This is a genomic window from Pontixanthobacter gangjinensis (assembly GCF_009827545.1).
GTDB classification, from domain to species: Bacteria; Pseudomonadota; Alphaproteobacteria; order Sphingomonadales; family Sphingomonadaceae; genus Pontixanthobacter; species Pontixanthobacter gangjinensis.
Genome location: NZ_WTYS01000001.1, coordinates 1413129 through 1432686, shown reverse-complemented (window position 1 = coordinate 1432686; position 19558 = coordinate 1413129). Strand labels below are relative to the sequence as shown.

The following is a 19558-nucleotide window of genomic DNA, read 5'->3' as shown; positions in this document are numbered from 1 at the left end:
GCGGCTCATGAAACAGACCACTCCCCCAAAGACCTACCGGGTCAAGAGCTTCGGCTGCCAGATGAATGTCTATGATGGCGAGCGAATGGGCGAAATGCTCGCCGAAAAGGGCATGAGCCCCGCACCCGAGGGCGAAGATGCTGATCTGGTTGTCCTCAACACTTGCCACATCCGCGAAAAAGCTGCCGAAAAAGTCTATTCCGACATTGGCCGCCTGACCAAGGGCAAGACACAGAAGGTCGCGCCGATGATTGCAGTAGCTGGCTGCGTCGCGCAGGCAGAGGGCGAAGAGATAATGACGCGCTCGCCTGCCGTTTCGATGGTCGTCGGACCGCAAGCTTACCACCGGTTACCCGGGATGATCGACAAAGCCGCCAAAGGCATCCGTTCGACCGATACCGACATGCCCGCCGACGCGAAGTTTGCAGCCCTGCCCCAGCGGCGCAAATCGGCTCCTTCGGCATTTCTGACCATTCAGGAAGGCTGCGATAAATTCTGCACCTATTGCGTAGTGCCTTATACCAGAGGCGCAGAAATTTCGCGGCCCTACAGCGCGTTAGTCGATGAAGCGAAGAGGCTGACTGAGGCAGGCGCGAAAGAGATTACGTTGCTTGGCCAGAATGTCAGTGCGTGGACCGGCGAGGACGATAAAGGACGCGCCTTGGGCATGGCGGGATTGATCCGCGAAATAGCCAAAAATCCGGATCTCAAACGCATCCGGTACACCACCAGCCACCCCGCCGATATGGATGACGAGCTCATCAATACGCATGGCGAAGTTGAAAAGCTGATGCCTTACCTGCATTTGCCCGTGCAAAGTGGTAATGACCGCATTTTGAAGGCAATGAACCGCAGCCACACAGCGGAAAGCTACCTCAAATTGCTAGAACGATTCCGCACAGCGCGGCCCGATCTGGCGCTGTCGGGCGATTTCATTGTAGGCTTCCCGGGCGAAACCGAAGCCGAGTTCGAAGATACTTTGAAGATTGTCGATGCGGTCGGCTATGCACAGGCCTACAGCTTCAAATACTCGCCCCGCCCGGGTACACCTGCGGCGACGATGGACGATCAAGTCGCGCCCGAAATGATGGATGAACGTCTGCAACGGTTGCAAGCATCTATCCGCCGCGACCAACAGGCATTTAACGATGCGAGCATCGGCAAGACTTGCGAAGTTCTGGTCGAACGCAAGGGCAAGATGGACGGCCAATGGCTGGGCAAATCACCTTGGTTGCAATCCGTCCACTTTACTGGAGACGCCGCCATTGGCGATATTGTGACTGCTGAACTTATCCAAGCGGGCCAGAACTCTCTCGGTGCAGTCCTTCGCGAACCCATTAATACCTGAGGAAATCGCCCGGTCCCTATAAATTTCCACCGTTTCGCGTTCTGCGACCGCTTGCCTCGCGCCACGATGCGCCTACATTCGGAATTGAACTTGAAAGGAATACATGGGACGAAAACCCTCTAAGGCCGCTGATCCGGCCTTGTCACCAGACCCGATCCCGCAGCGCGAAGTCCGCCGGGCGCAGATAGATATGTCGTTCGAGAACCAGTCGCTGCTGGTTCCGTTATTCGGGCAATTTGATGCCAATCTGGTGCAGGTGGAAAACCGCCTTGGCGTATTCATTTCTGCACGCGGTGACACGCTGCATATCGAAGGGCCCGAAGACAGCGTTGCGCGGGCGCGCGATGTTCTCCAATCGCTGTATGACCGGCTTGCGCAGGGACAGGATCTGGATAGCGGCGCAATCGAATCGGTTATCGCGATGACCAACGAACCAACGCTGGATGGAATTGTCGATGGTGGCGACAATATTCCGCCGATCATGATCCGCACCCGCCGCAAAACAATCGTGCCGCGCAGCAAAGCGCAGGCCAGTTATATGCGGCAATTGGCGCGCGAGGATGTGATATTTGCATTGGGGCCAGCGGGCACCGGCAAGACCTATGTCGCGGTGGCGCAGGCGGTCAGCCAGCTGATCACCGGCAGCGTCCAGCGCCTTATCCTGTCACGCCCCGCCGTGGAGGCCGGCGAAAAGCTTGGCTTCCTACCCGGTGATATGAAGGAGAAAGTCGATCCCTATCTGCGGCCGCTATACGATGCGCTGTATGATTGTATGCCGCCCGAGCAGGTCGAACGGCGATTGGCGAGCGGCGAAATCGAGATCGCTCCGATTGCCTTCATGCGCGGCCGGACGCTGGCCGATAGTTTCATCATCTTGGACGAAGCACAAAACACAACCCGCGAACAGATGAAGATGTTTCTCACCCGCTTCGGCGAGAACAGCCGAATGGTCGTTTGTGGCGATCCCAAGCAAGTCGACATTCCCGGCGGTGACCGCATGAGCGGCCTGATTGATGCGGTCGGCCGGCTGGAAGGCGTTGAAGGGATCGGCGTCACCCGTTTCACCCGCGCCGATGTGGTTCGCCACCCGATCGTGGGGCGGATTGTCGAGGCATATGAGGGGCCGGATTCTTGAGGGACTTACGCTATCTCGGCTAACGGCCCACTAGTAGGCACCCAGATTAATTGAAGTGATGTTTTGCCAAGCTGACGGCATTGAGCTAGCCTCCAAATGGGGGATCAATGACAAGAAATGCAGCACCGCCTCGCGTAGTCGGGGTCTTGAGCGCGAGCCTTCTCAATTTAAATGGGATGATTGGTGCTGGCATCTTTGCGCTACCTGCCCTGCTGTATCTTGGCCTTGGAAACTATGCCCCATTTGCGATAATATTGTTTGCGATCCCAACGGCCTGTCTGGCGGCGGTCATCGCAAAGTTATCGACCCTATTTGAAAGGTCCGGCGGCGGTCAGCTCTACGTTGAAACGGCCTTAGGGAAATACACTGGCTTTCAAGTTGGCTGGTTTGTGATTTGCGCCAGCAGTACTGGCAGGGCGGCAAATTTTCACGTGCTTGTTTCCTATCTGGCGGCCCTGTTTCCTTTCTTCGGAGGCTCCATTGCTCGTCCGGTGACAATCATTGCACTGATTTCGTTCATGACATTTCTAAGCGTGATCGGCACAAAACGGTCTCTTGGCGGGGTGTGGATAGGCACGATTGCCAAACTTGCTCCGCTGGTACTTCTTTGCGTGCTTGGCATCGGTATGAATGGCATTCCCACCGGCACGGAATTGCCGAGTTTTTCAGAGCTGGAATCGGTTGCGCTGCTAATCGCGTATGCTTTTTCCGGATTTGCAACCGCAGCCACAACTGCCGGTGAAACAAAGGACCCACACACCAGCATCTATCGTTCAATCTTTATGGCGCTGGCTGGCGTGGCAATATTCTATGCCATGGTTCAGTGGGCCTATATTGTCATTGCTCCCGATATTGGCCCTGAAGACACGCCTTTGGCTGCCGCCGCGCAAAAACTGCTTGGGGATTGGGGCGCGGTGATGATCAGTGCTGCAGCGGTTTTCTCGATTGCGACCAACCAACTGACAGGGTTCATAGTATATCCCCGCATCCTCTTGGGAATGAGCGAACGGAAACTGCTGCCAGGCTTTTTTGCCCATGTTTCGCCCCGTTTTCTAACGCCAGATTATGCTATTTTGTCATTCGGCCTTTTCGTGATGTTAATCGCTATATCCGGCTCGTTCGCGACACTAGCAACCTTGCTTGTCGCTGTTGAGCAGATCATTTTCGCCTTGGTGCTGATCTCTTTCGGCGTGTTCTGGAAAAACAATTTTCGGGGATTGAGGGATGCGATAGGCCCGCGGTGGCTAGTAGTTTTCCCGGTAGCTGCTGCCATGGTCGTCTGGATGTCGATACAAGTTCCCGCGACCGCAGTTTTATCGACGGCGGGGATGATAGCGATAGGAACGATATTCTATTTTGTCTCAAGGAATAGCGTCGCACGCAAACTGCCTAAAGTTCAGCAATCATAGCATCACTCAGTGCTCGGTTCTGAAAATTCGCCGGCCCTAAATCTTCATTTGTATGCTGCGTTTGCTTTCTACCCACCTCCAGACAATCATTCCCACGCGCCCTTTCCTACTCCGGCATCGACGCGCTATACTAACAACATGATACGCACCGCCTCATTTCATTCTATGCTGCCGGACCATCCGAGCTTTGCCGCAGGGGGTTTTTCTGTTTCGGTACTGTGTTCCATGTGTTCCACATGCTCGGCTCCAGCCATGAACCGAGCGCGCTGATGGACCTCGAAATCGACATCGAAAGCTGGCCTGATTGCGATTGGGAAGCGCTTGCAATCCGCGCCTCGGATGCCGCCGGGACAGTTGCGCCAGAACTTGCCAATCCGCGCCTCAGCACCAGCCTATTGTTCACTTCGGACGAGCACGTTCATGTGCTCAATCGCGAATGGCGGGAGAAGGATAAGCCGACCAATGTGCTTTCCTTTCCGATGATGGAGCGTCAGGACTTGCTCGCACTCGCCCTCGGCGGACCACCCGAGATGCTGGGCGATCTCGCGCTCGCCTATGAGACTTGCGCGCGCGAGGCGACGGAGAAATCCGTCGCTCTGGAACATCATACGGCCCATCTGATCATCCACGGCCTGCTCCATCTTGCAGGCTATGATCACGAGACATCCCCCGAAGATGCCGATGCAATGGAAGCGTTGGAGATTATTGCACTTGCAAGTATGGGGATAGGCGACCCATATGGGGACCGAGAAAACTAGGAGTATCCAAGAGGGCCATGCCCGACATAGAATCCTCCGCCGGAGACGCGGACAGTAGGACCGGGCTGTGGCCCACCATCAAGAAATTATTCGGCGCCGATGGCGATCGCTCACTGCGCGAGCAGTTGGAAGACGCGATTGACGAACATGAGGACGAGAACCCTTCCGATGACGCGCAAAGCGGCAGCAACGGAGACTTGTCCGGTGTGGAGCGGCAGATGCTGCGCAATCTGCTCCATTTCAGCGAGCATGACGCGGATGACGTTGCCATTCCACGCGGTGAGATTATCGCGGTTTCAGCTGATGCCAGTTGGGCCGATTTGATCGAAAGCTTCTCCGAAAACGGACATTCGCGGATGCCGGTTTATCGCGGGCAACTCGATTCGGTGATCGGGATGATCCACATCAAGGATGTGTTCCCGTTTCTCGCAAAGAAGATCAAGCCGCCTAAGGACTGGACCACTCTGATGCGCCAGCCGCTCTATGTGCCGCAAGCACGTGGCGCGCTTGACGTGCTGGCCGACATGCGCGCGCGGCGGGTCCATCTGGCAATCGTGGTCGATGAATTCTCCGGAACCGACGGAATCATCACTATCGAGGATCTGGTCGAGGAAATCGTCGGCGACATCGAGGACGAGCACGATGATCTGCCCGAGGAACTGATCGTATCTATCGGTGACGGGATGTGGGATTGTGACGCCCGTGCAGAATTGGACGATGTGGCCGAAATGGTCGATCCAAGGCTCGCCGAGGTGGAAGAATCGGTGGATACGCTTGGCGGATTGGCATTCGTGCTGGCCGAACAAATTCCAGCCGTTGGCACCATCTTGACCCATCCCAGCGGCTGGCGGATCGAAATTACCGCAGCCGATGAAACCCATGTGAAGCGGATGCGTTTGCACCCGCCTGCCGTAGCGGAAGGCGCACAGGACACGTAAAATCGGCCTTGGAGGGTGCAATTTTTGCAACCTTCGCCGTGATTGTGCGTTTAATAGGCGTTAGGAGAATGTGATGCCGAGTCGCCGCCTGCCGCCATTGCGCGCATTAGAAGCCTTCATGCGAACCGTCCGCTTGGGCTCCGCGCGTGCGGCAGCCGAAGAATTGGGCCTGAGCCCTTCGGCCCTGTCGCGCCGGATTGCCAATCTCGAAGAATTTACTGGCAAGAAACTGTTCACTCGCGCCAAACAATCGATGCAGCTGACCGATGAAGGCCAGGCGTTTAACGAAGCTGTCGCCCCGCATCTGGAGGCACTTGCCCATGCGATTGAAAACCAGTCGGAGAATATGTCGGTGCTCAGGCTGCGGCTTGGGGTTTTACCCCTGTTCGGCAGCCAGCGGCTGTTCCCGCAGCTTGGTGAATTGCGCAAACGCCATCCTCTGCTCCACATCGATATCGACACCGGACCTCATCTAGATGACCGCGTTGGCGATACGCTTGATGCGGCGATAACCTTGTCTCGCGCTCCCGATACCAGCCTCCATGCTGTACGGCTTGACTACAATATGGTGCACGCAATCTGCAATTTGGAAACGGCGAAACTCTTAGGGTCAAAACCATCCCTGGAGCAACTTTCGAAGCAGACCTTCCTAATCCATAATGAACTACCCGCCAGCTTCGAAGCATGGAAACAAGCGCTGGATCTGCAAGCGATGGAACCTGCCGCAATCGATCATTATGATTCCGGTCAATTAATGCTAGAAGCCGCCGCGCAAGGCCTCGGCATTGCAATAATGCATGATGACCACATGAAACGCGCTGCCGATAGTCGGCTTGCGCAGTTGTTCGATCTCGAAGTCGAAAGCCCTTACAGCTATTGGTTCATCTGTAAGCCTCAAGCGCTTGAAAGCCGCCCTGTGCGATTGTTCCACGACTGGCTGGTCCGGGCGGGATTATAGGCCCAGAACCGCCTATTTGTCCTTGGCCATTGCCATCGGGAGGTGAACACAAGGCGCAGTTATACGCTGCTGTGCACCTGGATGGATTTTCACATCATCCCCACATTCAACTTCGGGTTTCCTGATCGCATTAGGTGCGAGCAAGTCAAACGCTGCCGGACTATCGTAAGCGGCAATCCAAGTCAGGCAGTCGGCTAATGTGCGGATACTGTGCTTCTCACCGGCGCTGGCATTGGGCGAGCAATTGAGAATAAACATATCGGCGGCAGGCGGCGCTTTATACCGGCGCAAAACGCGCAGAAACTCGCCACGTTCCGAGATGGCCAAACGGTCTATATCGTTCGCCGTAGGGTCGCCGTTGAAGAAAGGTGATGTGTTAAAGACAAAGGCTTTCACACCTGGATTGTCGACCGATAATTGGGTTGCAATTGCCCCACCTAGCGAATGTCCGGTGAGCTCAATTGGCACATCCTGATAATTCTCAGCGTCTAAATTCGCGCGTTCTGCTGCGTAGACGGCGCCTGCCCGATCCCGCTGGCTGTCACCGAGCGAACCTGAGAAGATGTCTGAAGTAGACCCAAACTCGGTTCCGCGAAATGCAATAACGCGAGCGAGCAACTTGCCCCTCTTCCCGCCAGAGACTGCATGACGGTCGAATACAGAATATGCGAGGCCGCTATTATCGTTATCCGCTGCCTCTCGTTTCAGAAAGGCCAATGGAAGCTCAGCGTAGGTATCTTCGTCCTGATAAGCGTTGGAGCTGAGCATCGCATAGGGATAGCTCTCCACCGCCGCCTTGCGGACGAAATCGCACCAGCCGCCCGGTTCCATCCGGCACGGGCTACGCGATTGGGAAATGTCGGGATAGGGCGTGATGCATCCGCTAAGCGCCAAAGCGCCAAGTAGCGCCGCGGAATTGCGAATTCGCGACCTCCACTGCCTTATCCCGACATTTGATTTTGGCAAATTAAGCAATCGATGCTTTGACGATCATGCCCGGCTCGCGTGGTGGCTCGCCTTTGGGGAGTGCGTCAACATTGTCCATGCCGCTCTCGACTTGGCCCCAAACAGTATATTGGCCGTCAAGGAAATGCGCGTCGTCAAAGCAAATGAAGAACTGGCTGTTCGCACTGTCAGGAACCTGTGTGCGGGCCATCGAGCATGTGCCGCGTGTGTGCGGCTCTGCATTGAATTCAGCTTTCAGATCAGGCTTGTCACTGCCGCCCATACCGGTTCCGTTCGGGCAGCCGCCTTGTGCCATGAAGCCAGGAATTACGCGGTGGAATTTAACACCGTCATAGAAACCTTCGCTTACCAATTCGGTGATCCGCGCAACATGGCCGGGGGCCAAGTCGGGGCGTAATTTGATGACAACTTCGCCGGTGGAAAGTTCGAGTGTAAGTTTTTGATCAGCCATTATAAGAATTCTCCTAGTGATTTGCCGCCCGATATAGTGTGCTGAGCGCCAATGTCACCCGTCCGTGTGCGCAACAGCCATCACGCGCTTGCTTTTCGGCTTCACCTGCCTAGACCGGCCCGATGGTCAGCGAAACCGATCATGATGAGGATCTGATGACCGCCGAATTGCCGGTGGACGAAGGCGCGCGTCCTGATGACAGGATCAATGATGAGCGGCTCGACGAAGAAAATACTCTAAAGGTCGATTATATCCGCGCCGTCCGCGAGGGACTGGAAGAAGGGGACAAAGGCGCGGTCTACGATCTGGTGGAGCCGCTACACCCCGCCGATATCGCCGATTTGATCGAGCTGTTGACTAGGGATGAGCGGCGCGATCTGGCCACCGCGATTACCGATCTGATGTCCAGCGACGTCATTGCCGAACTCAACGACTACGTCCGCGAAGACATGATGGAATCATTGCCGGCTGAGGCAGTGGCGCATATCGCCGAACAGCTGGAAACCGATGATGCGGTCCAGATGATTGAAGATCTGGATTATGCAGACCAGCAAGCGGTTCTGGCCGAACTGGACGATGACGACCGCGCCGCGATTGAGAGTGCGCTGGCCTATCCCGAGGAAACCGCAGGCCGGCTGATGAGCCGCGAAGTGGTTGCGGTCCCCGAGCATATGAGCGTCGGCAGCCTGATCGATTTTTTGCGCGAAAACGTCGATCTTGCGAATGATTTTTACGAGATTTTTGTGGTCGATCACAAACATCATCCGGTTGGCACTTGCCAGCTCAGCTGGATATTACGCACCCCGCGTAACATCGCGCTGAGCGATGTGATGAAGCGCGATCAAACATTGATTCCCGTAGGTATCGATCAAGAAGAAGTCGCGCTGATGTTCCAGAAATACGCGCTGATTTCAGCTGCGGTGGTTGATGAGAATGGCCGCTTGGTCGGCCAGATGACCGTTGATGACGTGGTTCACATCATTTCCGAAGAAGCCAGCGAAGATGCGCTGCTGATGTCGGGCGCGGGCGACGGTGACATTAACGAGCCGATCCGCGAGGCTTATGGGTCACGCGTTCGCTGGCTTATCGCCAATCTCGGCACTGCCTTGATCGCCAGCCTGATTATCGCTGCCTTTGGCGCTGCGATTGAGAAGTTGGTCGCACTGGCAATCCTGATGCCGATTGTCGCGAGCATTGGCGGAAATGCAGGGACGCAGACGATGGCGGTGTCAGTCCGCGCAATTGCGATGAACCAGTTAACCGAGGCCAACACTGCGAGAATTTTATGGAGGGAATTCCGCGTTGCACTGCTGAACGGTGTCACCATCGCGGTGCTGATCGGGCTTGCTACTGGTGCCATTTTCACACCGATATTGGGCGGAGTGATTGCACTCGCGATGGTCATTAATATCGTGACTGCCGGTCTTGCTGGGGTCTTGGTTCCGGTCATTTTCGAGCGACTCAAGCAGGATCCTGCCGTGGCCAGTTCGGTGTTCGTCACGATGATTACCGATTCGATGGGCTTCTTCGCGTTTCTTGGCCTCGCGGTGGCAGTAGGCCTCGGTACTTAATGCCGCTCAGCATCACCAAAATCGCCTATCGTAGCGAGAGCATTCATACGCTGCGGGCATGGTTGGAGGCTCAACCTGATGGCGCGATTATGACCACCCGCTATTTGCCAAAGCGGCATGAGGAGATGAAAGGCGGTTCGCTATATTGGATTCACGATCATTCGATTTGCGCACGCAGCCCGATCCAGGGCTTCGAGCAAGCGCAGGATGGCCGGTGGCATATCATCTTGGAGCCAAAGCTAATTCTGGTCGAGGCACGGTACAAACGTGCGCATCAGGGTTGGCGGTATTTGCCCGAAGAAAAGGCACCTCGTGATCTGGGCCCCGATGAACAAGCCGGCGATGTCTTGCCAGGCAAATTGCAGAACAAGCTGAGGAAGCTCGGGCTAGTCTAAGCCGCTTCCCGCTGGCGCTTCAGGTCAGCCTTGTTGCGATACATTGCGAGATCGGCGCGGCGCAGAATTTCGCCGACTTCCTCGCCGGGACTTTCGGGGATAGCGTGACCGATAGCGGCACCGACAGTAACAATCTCGTCGGTCGAGGTCAGCCGCAATGGTATCGATAAAGCATCTACCATCCTGCGTTCTTGCAAAGTTGCGAAACGCTCGTTCTCGGTCCCAAACATAATTACGCCAAATTCGTCCCCACCCAGCCGAGCAAGCACATCAGATTGACGCATCAGATTCTGCAAACGCCCAGCGGTCGCGACCAGCAACTCATCGCCTGCATCATGGCCATAAGTATCGTTGACCTGCTTAAACCCGTTCATGTCGATAAAGAACAAGATGAATTTTTCACCTGAGCGCCCTGCCTCGATCAGGTTCCTGTCGAAACCGCGCCGGTTAGTGCAGCCTGTCAAATCATCCTTGTATAGCTGCTCGCGCAAGTCGCGGTTGATCTCTTCGGCCGCTGTGTTGTCGCGAAGCACAGCAATAGGAACTTCGCCATAAGGCCAATCGACTTCAAAAGATTGTCCATCGGATTCTGCAAGAACCAGCGATTTGGCCCTGTCATCATAACGCGGCAGACACAATCTCGCCAAAGCGGATCCGTGCTGCCCGACCAATTGTTCAGCAGCGGCATTGTGCCGTTTGATTTTACCTCCAGCAGAGAACAGCAAAGCAGGATGGTTGGACGCTTCACAGCTCCGCCAAGCCCACGCTTCCTCAGGGCTAACATCGCCCTTTATAAAGGAGGACACCATCGGAATAATCTTCAGCCGCTGAACAACTGTCACATTCAGCATAACCAAAAAACAAGCCAATGTCTGGGTGGGTGCAATACTCGATCCAATCGACGTGGCAATCGAGAGATTGACCACCAGCAATGTGATCCCGAAACCGGCGGCAAGCAAGAACATGCGTTTGCCGGTTTCAGCCTTGAGTGCGACAAGCAAGCCGAGTGCGATGGCGATCAATTGTAGCGCTAAGCTCGCCCAGTACCCGTTTTCCTTTACCGCGGCATAATCCTGAGCCACCGACTGAGTCGCAACCGCGAGTACCGAACCGCGGCTCGCAGCATCGGCCATCGGCAAATAGGCTCTCGTCGGAGCAATATCAGGGCTGGAGCTTAGAATGATTGTCTTTCCGGTCAAATTAACGGAGCCGTTCAATACATCGTCGACCGAAAGGCTACGGTAGTCCTGATGTGCAATCCGCAGATCTAGGGCTACTTTGCCTGGCTTTTCTTCGCCGGTTGCAAGCCAAGCCGCCGGATTATTGCCGAACCGTCTTGTGTCAGAACCCAATTGCCTGTGCCAGCCATCCCCATCAGCAGTGAGCCTGGCATCGAGAATAGCGCCGTGCTGAGCGAATGTCGCCAAGGGCACATCATCCGGTCCCGGCGATGTGACCAGTCCAACCCGCTGCGGACCAAGACGGGAAAGGGCAATGGCAAGATCGCTGTCGACTTGCTCGCTCACACCTTCGCCCAAATATAAATCGATCATCAACCGCTTCGGCTTACCCTCCGCAATCCGATTGACTAGTACGGTCAAATTTTCACGGGTAAGTGCGGGGCGCCCATACTTTCGCACATCTTCGCCGCTTATCTCAATAAGCAGAATGGAGGGATCAGCTGGATTGGATTGGCCGACTAAGGCCCGGTCAGATATCCTTCGATCGGTTGAGTCAGAAGGCCTTACCACGATCACCAAGCCGCAGAGTACGATAGCAGCCAATATCGGGCGCCACCAATCGACAATCACCGCAAGCGCTGTACCACCAAAATTATTGGCTTGAGCACCGCTATCCTGCTCAGGGCTGTTCGAAATATCCAAAGGCAATTCTATTGCTTATCCAGCCACCCGGGAAGCAGCCGTAGACGGCTCATCTGCAGCCGCAACCGGCGGTTCATCAGCGGTTTCGACACGGCCCTCGGCCATAGCGCTGCGTGTTGTGTCAAATGTGTCAGTTACCGCTGCGCCCAGTGTATCCAACGCTTGCATCGAAGCGATCGCGATCAGGCTCGCCAAAAGGCCATATTCAATCGCCGCCGTGCCAGTCACATCATCGCGCAATGCGGCGAGTGCTTTGGTCACATCTGTCACAATTGAATCAAACATCTCAGCCTACTCTCCGGGAACTTCCGGTGAAAGCTGTAGCCGCCAAGTGTTTCGAGTGTCTGAGCAGATAGCGTATAGAAAAGGTTAACGCGCCATTCGTAGTTCCGCCTTCACAGCAGAAAATTGGGCCTTGCACCTGGCTGAAATCATTAACCTTCGGCCCCGGGGATGGGGTCAATCAGCCATTCGGAGGCGCAAGTTTTTCAATTACCAATCTTACATCAAATTGTTCATCTCCGTCTTTTCTCGGAGCGTTCCTTGCGAAGCTATCGGAAAGTGCATTATCGCGCTCGGCCTTGCGCACGGCATTATAAGAATGGCTTACGACAAAGCGTTCCCGAGCCAGAATTTGTGGCACAACGATCTTGGCATACTCCGATCCGTCCATACCCCATTTCATAAATTGCTCTGCCCCGATAGCCGTGTGGACCCAGCCGGGAATGATCGTGCCAACATGCACATGCGCTGGCATTTCCTCGCGAAAATTCTCGGTCAAACCAAGAACCGCGTGCTTGGCAGCAATATAGGCTGCAGATTTGGGCATGGCGCAGAACAAAGCATTTTCCGATGCTGTGTTGTAAATCGCGCAGCGGTCGCCCTGCTCTGACATGCGCGGCGCAAAACTGCGACAACCGTGCCATACGCCCCAGAAATTAACATCAAAATGGCGGCGCGCCTCTTCGATATCAATTTCGGCGAGCTTGCCATGCGGTCCGCTTACGCCAGCATTGTTGATGAGCAAATCAACCTGCGCAAACTGCGCAAAAGCGGCATCGGCAAGTGCATCCACCTGCTTCAGGTCCGATACGTCACAAGCGTGGCCCACGCATTCTGCGCCTTGCCGTGACAGTTCCGCGATCGCAGTGTCCAATCGCTCGCTGCCAAAGTCAGCCACCATGATGCGGCATCCTAAACTCGAAAGTTCACGCGCTATTGCCAGTCCGATCCCGCTCGCACCGCCAGTAATTACCGCCGACTTCGGCGACCAGTCAGCGGTTTCGCTCATGCGGGAAACTTGGCCGCAACGCGCCGCAATGCATTAGCATAGACTTCTGGAGCCTGCGCGCCTGGAATGAGCATTTTGCCATCCACGATCATTGCCGGAACGCCGGTTATGTTCATGTCGAAGGCTTGCGCCTGTTCAGAGCGGACCCGCTTGGCAATCTGCTCGTCATCCAGCGCAGCCTCTGCGCCAGCACGATCAAGCCCGACCTCCGTTGCCACTTCAAGCAGCACTGAGCGCTCGCCAATATTGCGGCGCTGGTTAAAGTGAGCCTCGAACAGGGCGAGCTTCAGACGGTTTTGCGCCTCAACCCCTTCCCTATCAAGCGACCAAGCCAGCAGCTTGTGCGCATCAAAAGTGTTCCACATCATCGCTGGAGGAGCCTCGGCTTCTCCTTCATAATCCAGAGAAACCCCGGCCTGCTGCGCCACAGTGCGCATCTGTCCGCGAACAGCCTGCGTTTCTTCGGCAGTTCGATTATACTTGCGTGAAATATGTTCGGCTTGCTCCTCACCCACGGCTGGCATATCGGGATTAAGCTCAAACGGGCGCCAACGGATTTCCGCGTCGATCTCGCCCTCCAATTGGGCTAGGCCTTTTTGCAACTGGCCGTAACCGATGATGCACCACGGGCACATTACATCGGAGTAGATATCGATGGTCATTTTGCGCGGTTGTGCTGTGGTCATTTCAAACTCTTTCAAGCCACCATTTGAGCAAATAATTGGCAATTGCGTGCGGCGGCGGGGTATTCATTGGAGCATCCACATCGCCGTCCATCGCCGCCTGCACCTCGGCGCGGGTGAACCAGCGGACATCGGCAAGCTCGGTGGTGTCGATGGTGATATCTTCGCTGGTTGCGGTAGCGTGGCAGCCTATCATCAATTGCGATGGAAATGGCCAAGGCTGGCTCGCAATGTAGCTCACGTCGCTGACGGTGATGCCTGATTCTTCCAGTACCTCACGCGCGACGGCTTCTTCAATACTTTCGCCCGGCTCTACAAATCCGGCCAAGGCTGAATAGGCCCGGTCAGGCCACCCCAAACCACGCCCCAGCAGCAATTTTCCATCATGTTCGACCAGCATTATCGTAACCGGATCGGTGCGCGGAAAATGTTCAGTGTTGCAGCTGCTGCAGGTCCGCTGCCAACCGCCTTTTGCCAATTTGGTCGGCCCGCCGCATGCTGCACAGAAACGGTGTCGTGCGTGCCAGTCGGTAACGCTTCGCGCGCCGCCGTAAATCGCCAGATCATCTGGCGAAAGTGCCTGCATTGCTGCCCATAAGGCAGGATTAGCCATTCGCGGCCGTGCATCGCCATGCTGCGGTACAGCCGCAAAACACGCCTTCCCTTCATCAAGGCCGAGGAACACCAATTCGGCATCGTCCACCGCATCGGCCAGCGTTCCCCAAGCGAGCGCGCCGTGATCGTCCATTCGCGGCATTAAACCGTCGAGTAGCAAGAGACGCGCACGCCAATTGGTCAGCGCCGCTAACGCATCAGCATCAGCGCGAATATTGTCAGCCCGGTCAAGCCTCGATCCGGTGAACGCAAGTGGTTTTGTATTCACAGACCTTAAGCGCCTTGCATCGCTGCAAGGTCAGACAGAACCGCCGCAGGAAATTCGCTGTGGATCGGATAAGCATCGGACGGCATATACTGAGTGAAAACGGACGCGCGCAGCCCTAGTTTCATATTGACCAGCGCAACCGTTCCGGCCGCCCCGCCCCAACCGAATGTGCCCGCTTGATCGCCCAGGCCAACGCGGCCGCCAGCGCCAAAACCCGCACCATCGGCAAACGTGCCGGTGGTGTCGATCGTTGACGGAAGCAGGTTGGACGTACCGACGCGAACGACCAACTCGCTCATCACGCGTTTGCCATCAATCTTGCCGTAATTCAGCAACATCCGCTGGAAGCGGTCATAATCGCGCGGACTGCAGACCAATCCTGCGCCGCCAAAGGGAAATGCAGGGTTGTCGAGATAGATCGAACTTGCACCAGGATCGATTGGTAAGGACATGCCATTCAGCACGCCGTAATTGGTCGTCAACCGGCTCTTTTCACTGTCGGGCACAGTGAACCATGTGCTGTCCATACCGGCAGGTTTAAAAATGCGCTCGGTCAGAAATTCATCGAACGGCATGCCAGAGACAACTTCAATAACCCGCCCGAGCAGATCGAGGCTGACCGAATAACTCCACATCGTGCCCGGCTGATAGACGAGCGGCATTTCCGCCAGCCCATCTGCAAAAGCTTCCAAGCTACTAACTGGCTTTCCGCGGCCAAGGCCAGGGATTGGCATCCGGCTGACTTGGCCTGGAATCAATCCGCGGTCTTCGTATTCGTCCTTGATCGCGCCCTTCTGGATAATTCCATAACCGAGACCCGCAGTATGCGTGAGCAAATGACGAATTGTGATCAAGCTCTCGGCGGGTTCAAGATTTTCTTCGCCAATGCTGCCGTCATATTCTTTCTGCACCTGCATATTGGCAAAGGCTGGTAGAATTTCGGCAAGAGGCTGGTCCAAACCCAATTTACCGTCACCGATCAACATCATTGCGGCCATGCCAGTGATCGGCTTGGTCATCGAATAAATGCGATAAAGGCTGTCAATATCGGCAACCGGCACCTTACCCAATTCCAAGGTGCCTTGCGCGATAACATCGGGATCTTTCTGCCCCCAACCCATCACTGCCACCATATTGGCGAGCTTGTTGGTTGTGGTGTATTTATCGACCAGACCTACAACAGCTGGCCAATGGCCTGCATGTGCGAAAGCCATCCGGCCCATCGGCATTGCTGAAAGTGCCGCACCCGCACCAAGCCACGCTCCGCCGCGAAGCAGCGAACGGCGGGAAAAAGCTGCATCTTCGAAAGTCCGGAAAGCCATGCACAGGTCCTCTTTTGCAATTTTGTTTGAAAACCGTTTGGGGGATTGTGGCTGACCGGTCAATTGCTGTGAGATTTGAACACTCAAAGACTTGCAAATTCTAGGTGTGCTACATATGTAAGACACATGTTCAATATCATCTCTATTATCATTGGTATCGTCGCTCTTGTTCTGGCCATACCTTCTGCAATTCCCTTGCTAGGGTGGGGCAATTGGGTTGTTCTACCCATCGCCGTTCTCGGCGCTGGTATCGGCGCTCTGTCCTCGAGCAATGGCGGACGGAATTTCTGTCTTATCGTGCTGATTATTGCGATGCTGCGCCTTTGGCTTGGTGGCGGAATTATTTAAGCTGCGTTTACTTTTGGGCGAGGACCAAACGCACGGCCTTTGCAAATAGGGTCGGCAGACCAGCATCGTCCAAGCGGTCCAGGGGCCACCATTGGCCAAATTCGGACTGGATTGCCGTCGCGCCGCGATAGACGCGCACGCTCAGTTCCAGATGGGCGTGAGTGAAAGTGTGGCGGATTACCCCTGCTTCAGCCCAATTGACGGAAATCGGTGGCGGCATTTTGCCGTCCTCCGCGGCGCTCCAACCATCATCGGGCAGGCCGCGCATCCCACCTAGCATTCCAGTGCCTTGGCGAGTTTCGAGCCAAATATGGCCGTCACTTTCGATCCAATAGGCGGTGCCTCGTCTGATAGGCTTGTCTTTCTTTGGGGCCTTCACCGGATACGTCAGCGGATCACCCCCTTGCCGCGCCTGACAGGCTTCCGCTACGGGGCAAAGCAAGCATTTGGCATCGCGCGATGTGCAAATGCTGGAGCCCAAATCCATCACCGCTTGCGCAAAATCGCCCGATTGCTTTTCCGGCGTAATTTGGTCCGCACGCACCCGTATAATTTTCCGGCTGCCCGGCAATGGCTCTGAAATCGTGAACAGGCGCGAGATGACCCGCTCGACATTTGCATCGACCACTACAGCGCGCTGGCCGAATGCAATCGCTGCAATCGCGGCAGCCGTATAAGCGCCAAGCCCCGGCAGTTTGCGCAATTCGTCCTCGGTCTCGGGAAAGCCGCCCATTGCCGCGACCTCGCTTGCGCATTTGACCAAATTGCGCGCCCGCGAATAATACCCTAACCCAGCCCAAGCTGCCATGACATCTTCTTCGGGTGCGGCTGCTAATGCGTAAACATCAGGCCAGCGCTCGATAAATTTTGCGAAATAGGGCTTCACTGCCGCGACCGTAGTCTGCTGCAGCATCACTTCGGACAACCAAACAGAGTAAGGGTCGGGTGCCGGCTGCCCCGGCTGCACGCGCCACGGCAATTGGCGTGCATGTTTGCCATACCATGCGAGCAATTGGGCAGAGATATGTTCCGGGCTGGCAGTCACGCTGCGCCTATGGCATGGCTAATGCCGCGATGGAACGGGATAGCTCAAAACCGAATGCGAAACGCACCAAGGCAGGCGCAAAGCCCGCTCGCAAGTGGGAACGTGCGCGCGGCGGCGCGGCCAAGCCAATTTCCGAATTGATGCCGCAAATCGGCCGCACAGCGTTTCGCCGTTTCGGCTTCGTCCAATCCTCCGTCGTCACGCGCTGGCCCGAGATTGTAGGCAACCATCACGCCAAAGTCTGCGCGCCCGAAGCGATCCGGTTCCCGCCAGGCGATAAGGAAAACGGCATCTTGCAACTGGTAGTGGTGCCCGCCCACGCCCCGTTGATCCAGCACGTGATCCCGGAAATTATTGAGCGGGTGAACCGATTCTTTGGCTATCAAGCCGTATCGCGGGTGAAAATCCGGCAAGGTGCGGTTCAGCCACCCGCTGATAACCGGCCGGCTAGTTCACCACCTTCGCTTAAGCCGATTCCGATGGAACTAGGCGACAGTTTACGCGATATTGGTGATCCGGAACTGCGGACCGTGCTTGAATCCTTGGCGCGCAGCATCGGCAACCAGACTGACAAAATAACATGAACGGGGCGTGTGCCGAACTTATGACACTCAAAAAATTCCTCCGAGCGGCGGCAGTTTCTGCGGTTGCGATCATAACGATCGGCGCGAGCGGTAATTGGAACACCACTGTCGTTCAGACTGACCGCGGCTATCAAATCGGAAATCAGGATGCTGAGGTGACACTGACCGAATTTGTCAGTTACACATGCTCGCATTGTGCAACCTTTACTAGGCAAGGCGAGCCTGCACTCCAGATAGCCTATATCGGCAGCGGCAAAGTAAAATTTGAAATCCGGCCAATCATTCGTAATGATTTGGATTTAACAGCGGCGCTGGCAATCCAATGCGGCGAACCCGACAAATATGTGCGCAACCACACGCTGTTTATGGTTACCCAAGACAGCTGGTTGCAGGTCGCCTCGACCTCTACCCGAGCCCAGCAGCAACGCTGGATGGTCGCCGACCGTGCTAGCGCGCGTCGATCAATCGCCAGCGACTTCGGCTTCTACCAGATGATGGAAACACGCGGATATAGCCGCACCGACCTTGACCGCTGCCTGTCGGACGAGGTTGAAGCAAAGCGGCTGGAAGCAAACACAACCGCAGATTTCGCCGAATTCGGCATCAAGGGTACCCCGAGTTTCGCCATCAATGGCGAGCTTCAAGCAGGTGTGCACAATTGGCCTGCGCTCGAACCGGTGCTAAACAGTAAATTTTAATGGATAAGTCTCGGGACAAGCTGTGGATAACGCTATCTCTTGGTTTACCGTCAACACCCATCGTCTAGCCTCACTCAATACTTAGGGATCACAAACCGATTATGACCAAATTTCGCACATTTGCCTTAGCCCTGGTGGCATCTCCGCTCACGCTTGGCGTTGCCGCTTGCGATACGGCCGAATCCGGTAATGAAATCACCTCGGCTGAACCTATTGCCCCAATCGAGGCTCCAGAAGGATCAGCTTGGACAGATGTCGTCACAATGTCGCCAGATGGCGGATTTGTTCTTGGAAATCCCGATGCGCCAATTAAACTCGTCGAATACGGCTCGCTAACTTGCGGTGCATGTGCTGCATTTGCAGCAACGGGTGCTGCCCCGCTGAAAGAGGATTATGTCAGCTCGGGCCGGGTCAGCTTTGAATTCCGCAGCATGGTTTTGCGTGGACCAGCCGATTTGACATTGAGCCGCTTGATCGGATGCGGCCAGCCAGAGGCTGCTCACCCCTTGTCAGACCAGGTTTGGGGTAACCTCGACGCAATATTTGATACGATGCAGGCCAATGGCGCAGCTCTCGAGCAGGCTCTGCAATTGCCCGAAGACCAACGCTTTGTTGCCTTCGCCGAACAAGCCGGATTTCTTGATTTCTTTGCCGCTCGCGGTTTGAGCAAGGATCAGGCGCGGCAATGTCTCGCCGATTTTTCTTCAATGGAAGCGCTTGCTGAACAATCACAAGAAATCTCTACCCGCGATAATGTCACTGCTACGCCCACATTCTTCCTCAATGGTCGCCGGGTTGAAACCGGCGTGGGTGGCCCGTGGGCTGCGATCGAACCCATGCTAAAACAAGCAGGCGCCCGCTAAGGAGACTTAGAAGGAGGGGGGACAGCACC

Annotated in this window: 21 protein-coding genes; 12 read left to right on the top strand and 9 right to left on the bottom strand. The window is 55.6% G+C overall.

Annotation, left to right across the window (positions count from 1 at the left end):
• The first annotated feature begins 7 nt into the window (after positions 1-7).
• From miaB to GRI36_RS06710, 6 genes are all read left to right on the top strand, one after another.
• The gene (gene miaB, locus GRI36_RS06735; RefSeq protein ID WP_160597763.1) at positions 8-1348 is read left to right on the top strand and encodes a tRNA (N6-isopentenyl adenosine(37)-C2)-methylthiotransferase MiaB; all 1341 of its coding nucleotides are present in this window, start codon (positions 8-10) and stop codon (positions 1346-1348) included.
• Positions 1349-1451: 103 nt separating this feature from the next.
• Entirely contained in the window at positions 1452-2483 is a 1032-nt protein-coding gene (locus GRI36_RS06730) for a PhoH family protein (RefSeq protein WP_160597762.1), read from the top strand.
• Positions 2484-2590: 107 nt separating this feature from the next.
• Positions 2591-3892 (top strand): APC family permease, encoded by a 1302-nt coding sequence (locus GRI36_RS06725; protein WP_160597761.1) that lies wholly within the window; start codon positions 2591-2593, stop codon positions 3890-3892.
• Positions 3893-4161: 269 nt separating this feature from the next.
• The gene (gene ybeY, locus GRI36_RS06720; RefSeq protein WP_160599104.1) at positions 4162-4650 is read left to right on the top strand and encodes an rRNA maturation RNase YbeY; all 489 of its coding nucleotides are present in this window, start codon (positions 4162-4164) and stop codon (positions 4648-4650) included.
• 17 nt (positions 4651-4667) lie between these two features.
• Positions 4668-5588 (top strand): hemolysin family protein, encoded by a 921-nt coding sequence (locus GRI36_RS06715; RefSeq protein WP_160597760.1) that lies wholly within the window; start codon positions 4668-4670, stop codon positions 5586-5588.
• Between the two features lie 73 nt (positions 5589-5661).
• Complete coding sequence (locus tag GRI36_RS06710; protein ID WP_160597759.1) at positions 5662-6546, top strand: LysR substrate-binding domain-containing protein; 885 nt, start codon at positions 5662-5664, stop codon at positions 6544-6546.
• A 12-nt stretch (positions 6547-6558) separates the two neighbouring features.
• On the opposite strand, the gene GRI36_RS06705 is transcribed toward GRI36_RS06710, so the two are convergent.
• Both GRI36_RS06705 and GRI36_RS06700 read right to left on the bottom strand, forming a co-directional pair.
• Entirely contained in the window at positions 6559-7440 is an 882-nt protein-coding gene (locus GRI36_RS06705) for an alpha/beta hydrolase family protein (RefSeq protein ID WP_160597758.1), read from the bottom strand.
• 73 nt (positions 7441-7513) lie between these two features.
• On the bottom strand, positions 7514-7963 hold the full coding sequence (locus tag GRI36_RS06700; RefSeq protein WP_160597757.1) for a peptidylprolyl isomerase: 450 nt from the start codon (positions 7961-7963) through the stop codon (positions 7514-7516).
• A 122-nt stretch (positions 7964-8085) separates the two neighbouring features.
• Between GRI36_RS06700 and mgtE the strand changes: the two genes are divergently transcribed.
• Both mgtE and GRI36_RS06690 read left to right on the top strand, forming a co-directional pair.
• Positions 8086-9534, top strand: a complete 1449-nt coding sequence (gene mgtE, locus GRI36_RS06695) for a magnesium transporter (protein WP_160597756.1) — start codon at positions 8086-8088, stop codon at positions 9532-9534.
• The gene (locus GRI36_RS06690; protein ID WP_160597755.1) at positions 9534-9929 is read left to right on the top strand and encodes a DUF1489 family protein; all 396 of its coding nucleotides are present in this window, start codon (positions 9534-9536) and stop codon (positions 9927-9929) included. Before mgtE ends, GRI36_RS06690 begins: the two co-directional genes overlap by 1 nt.
• Here the strand turns inward: GRI36_RS06690 and GRI36_RS06685 are convergent.
• The 6 genes from GRI36_RS06685 to GRI36_RS06660 all read right to left on the bottom strand — a co-directional run bounded on the left by GRI36_RS06685 (position 9926) and on the right by GRI36_RS06660 (position 15991).
• Entirely contained in the window at positions 9926-11812 is a 1887-nt protein-coding gene (locus tag GRI36_RS06685; RefSeq protein ID WP_160597754.1) for a diguanylate cyclase domain-containing protein, read from the bottom strand. The two genes, GRI36_RS06690 and GRI36_RS06685, sit on opposite strands and share 4 nt — an antisense overlap.
• Before the next feature lie 15 nt (positions 11813-11827).
• Positions 11828-12097: a Flp family type IVb pilin gene (locus GRI36_RS14020; protein ID WP_160597753.1), complete on the bottom strand. Its 270-nt coding sequence runs from the start codon at positions 12095-12097 to the stop codon at positions 11828-11830.
• A 178-nt stretch (positions 12098-12275) separates the two neighbouring features.
• On the bottom strand, positions 12276-13103 hold the full coding sequence (locus GRI36_RS06675; protein WP_160597752.1) for an SDR family NAD(P)-dependent oxidoreductase: 828 nt from the start codon (positions 13101-13103) through the stop codon (positions 12276-12278).
• Complete coding sequence (locus tag GRI36_RS06670) at positions 13100-13789, bottom strand: DsbA family oxidoreductase (RefSeq protein ID WP_160597751.1); 690 nt, start codon at positions 13787-13789, stop codon at positions 13100-13102. Before GRI36_RS06670 ends, GRI36_RS06675 begins: the two co-directional genes overlap by 4 nt.
• A 1-nt stretch (position 13790) precedes the next feature.
• Complete coding sequence (gene nudC / locus GRI36_RS06665) at positions 13791-14669, bottom strand: NAD(+) diphosphatase (protein ID WP_160597750.1); 879 nt, start codon at positions 14667-14669, stop codon at positions 13791-13793.
• A gap of 5 nt (positions 14670-14674) precedes the next feature.
• Positions 14675-15991: a serine hydrolase domain-containing protein gene (locus tag GRI36_RS06660; RefSeq protein ID WP_160597749.1), complete on the bottom strand. Its 1317-nt coding sequence runs from the start codon at positions 15989-15991 to the stop codon at positions 14675-14677.
• A gap of 126 nt (positions 15992-16117) precedes the next feature.
• Here GRI36_RS06660 and GRI36_RS06655 point away from each other — a divergent pair, with 126 nt between their 5' ends.
• Positions 16118-16339: a hypothetical protein gene (locus GRI36_RS06655; RefSeq protein ID WP_160597748.1), complete on the top strand. Its 222-nt coding sequence runs from the start codon at positions 16118-16120 to the stop codon at positions 16337-16339.
• Positions 16340-16346: 7 nt separating this feature from the next.
• Here GRI36_RS06655 and GRI36_RS06650 read toward each other — a convergent pair whose 3' ends face one another.
• A complete protein-coding gene (locus GRI36_RS06650) occupies positions 16347-17384 on the bottom strand; it encodes an A/G-specific adenine glycosylase (protein WP_160597747.1) in 1038 nt (345 codons plus the stop codon).
• A gap of 14 nt (positions 17385-17398) precedes the next feature.
• Between GRI36_RS06650 and GRI36_RS06645 the strand changes: the two genes are divergently transcribed.
• The 3 genes from GRI36_RS06645 to GRI36_RS06635 all read left to right on the top strand — a co-directional run bounded on the left by GRI36_RS06645 (position 17399) and on the right by GRI36_RS06635 (position 19529).
• Positions 17399-17968 (top strand): DUF721 domain-containing protein, encoded by a 570-nt coding sequence (locus tag GRI36_RS06645; protein ID WP_407985666.1) that lies wholly within the window; start codon positions 17399-17401, stop codon positions 17966-17968.
• A gap of 20 nt (positions 17969-17988) precedes the next feature.
• On the top strand, positions 17989-18666 hold the full coding sequence (locus GRI36_RS06640) for a DsbA family protein (protein WP_160597746.1): 678 nt from the start codon (positions 17989-17991) through the stop codon (positions 18664-18666).
• Between the two features lie 101 nt (positions 18667-18767).
• Positions 18768-19529, top strand: coding sequence for a thioredoxin domain-containing protein (locus tag GRI36_RS06635; RefSeq protein ID WP_160597745.1), 762 nt, complete (start codon positions 18768-18770; stop codon positions 19527-19529).
• Positions 19530-19558: the final 29 nt, after the last annotated feature.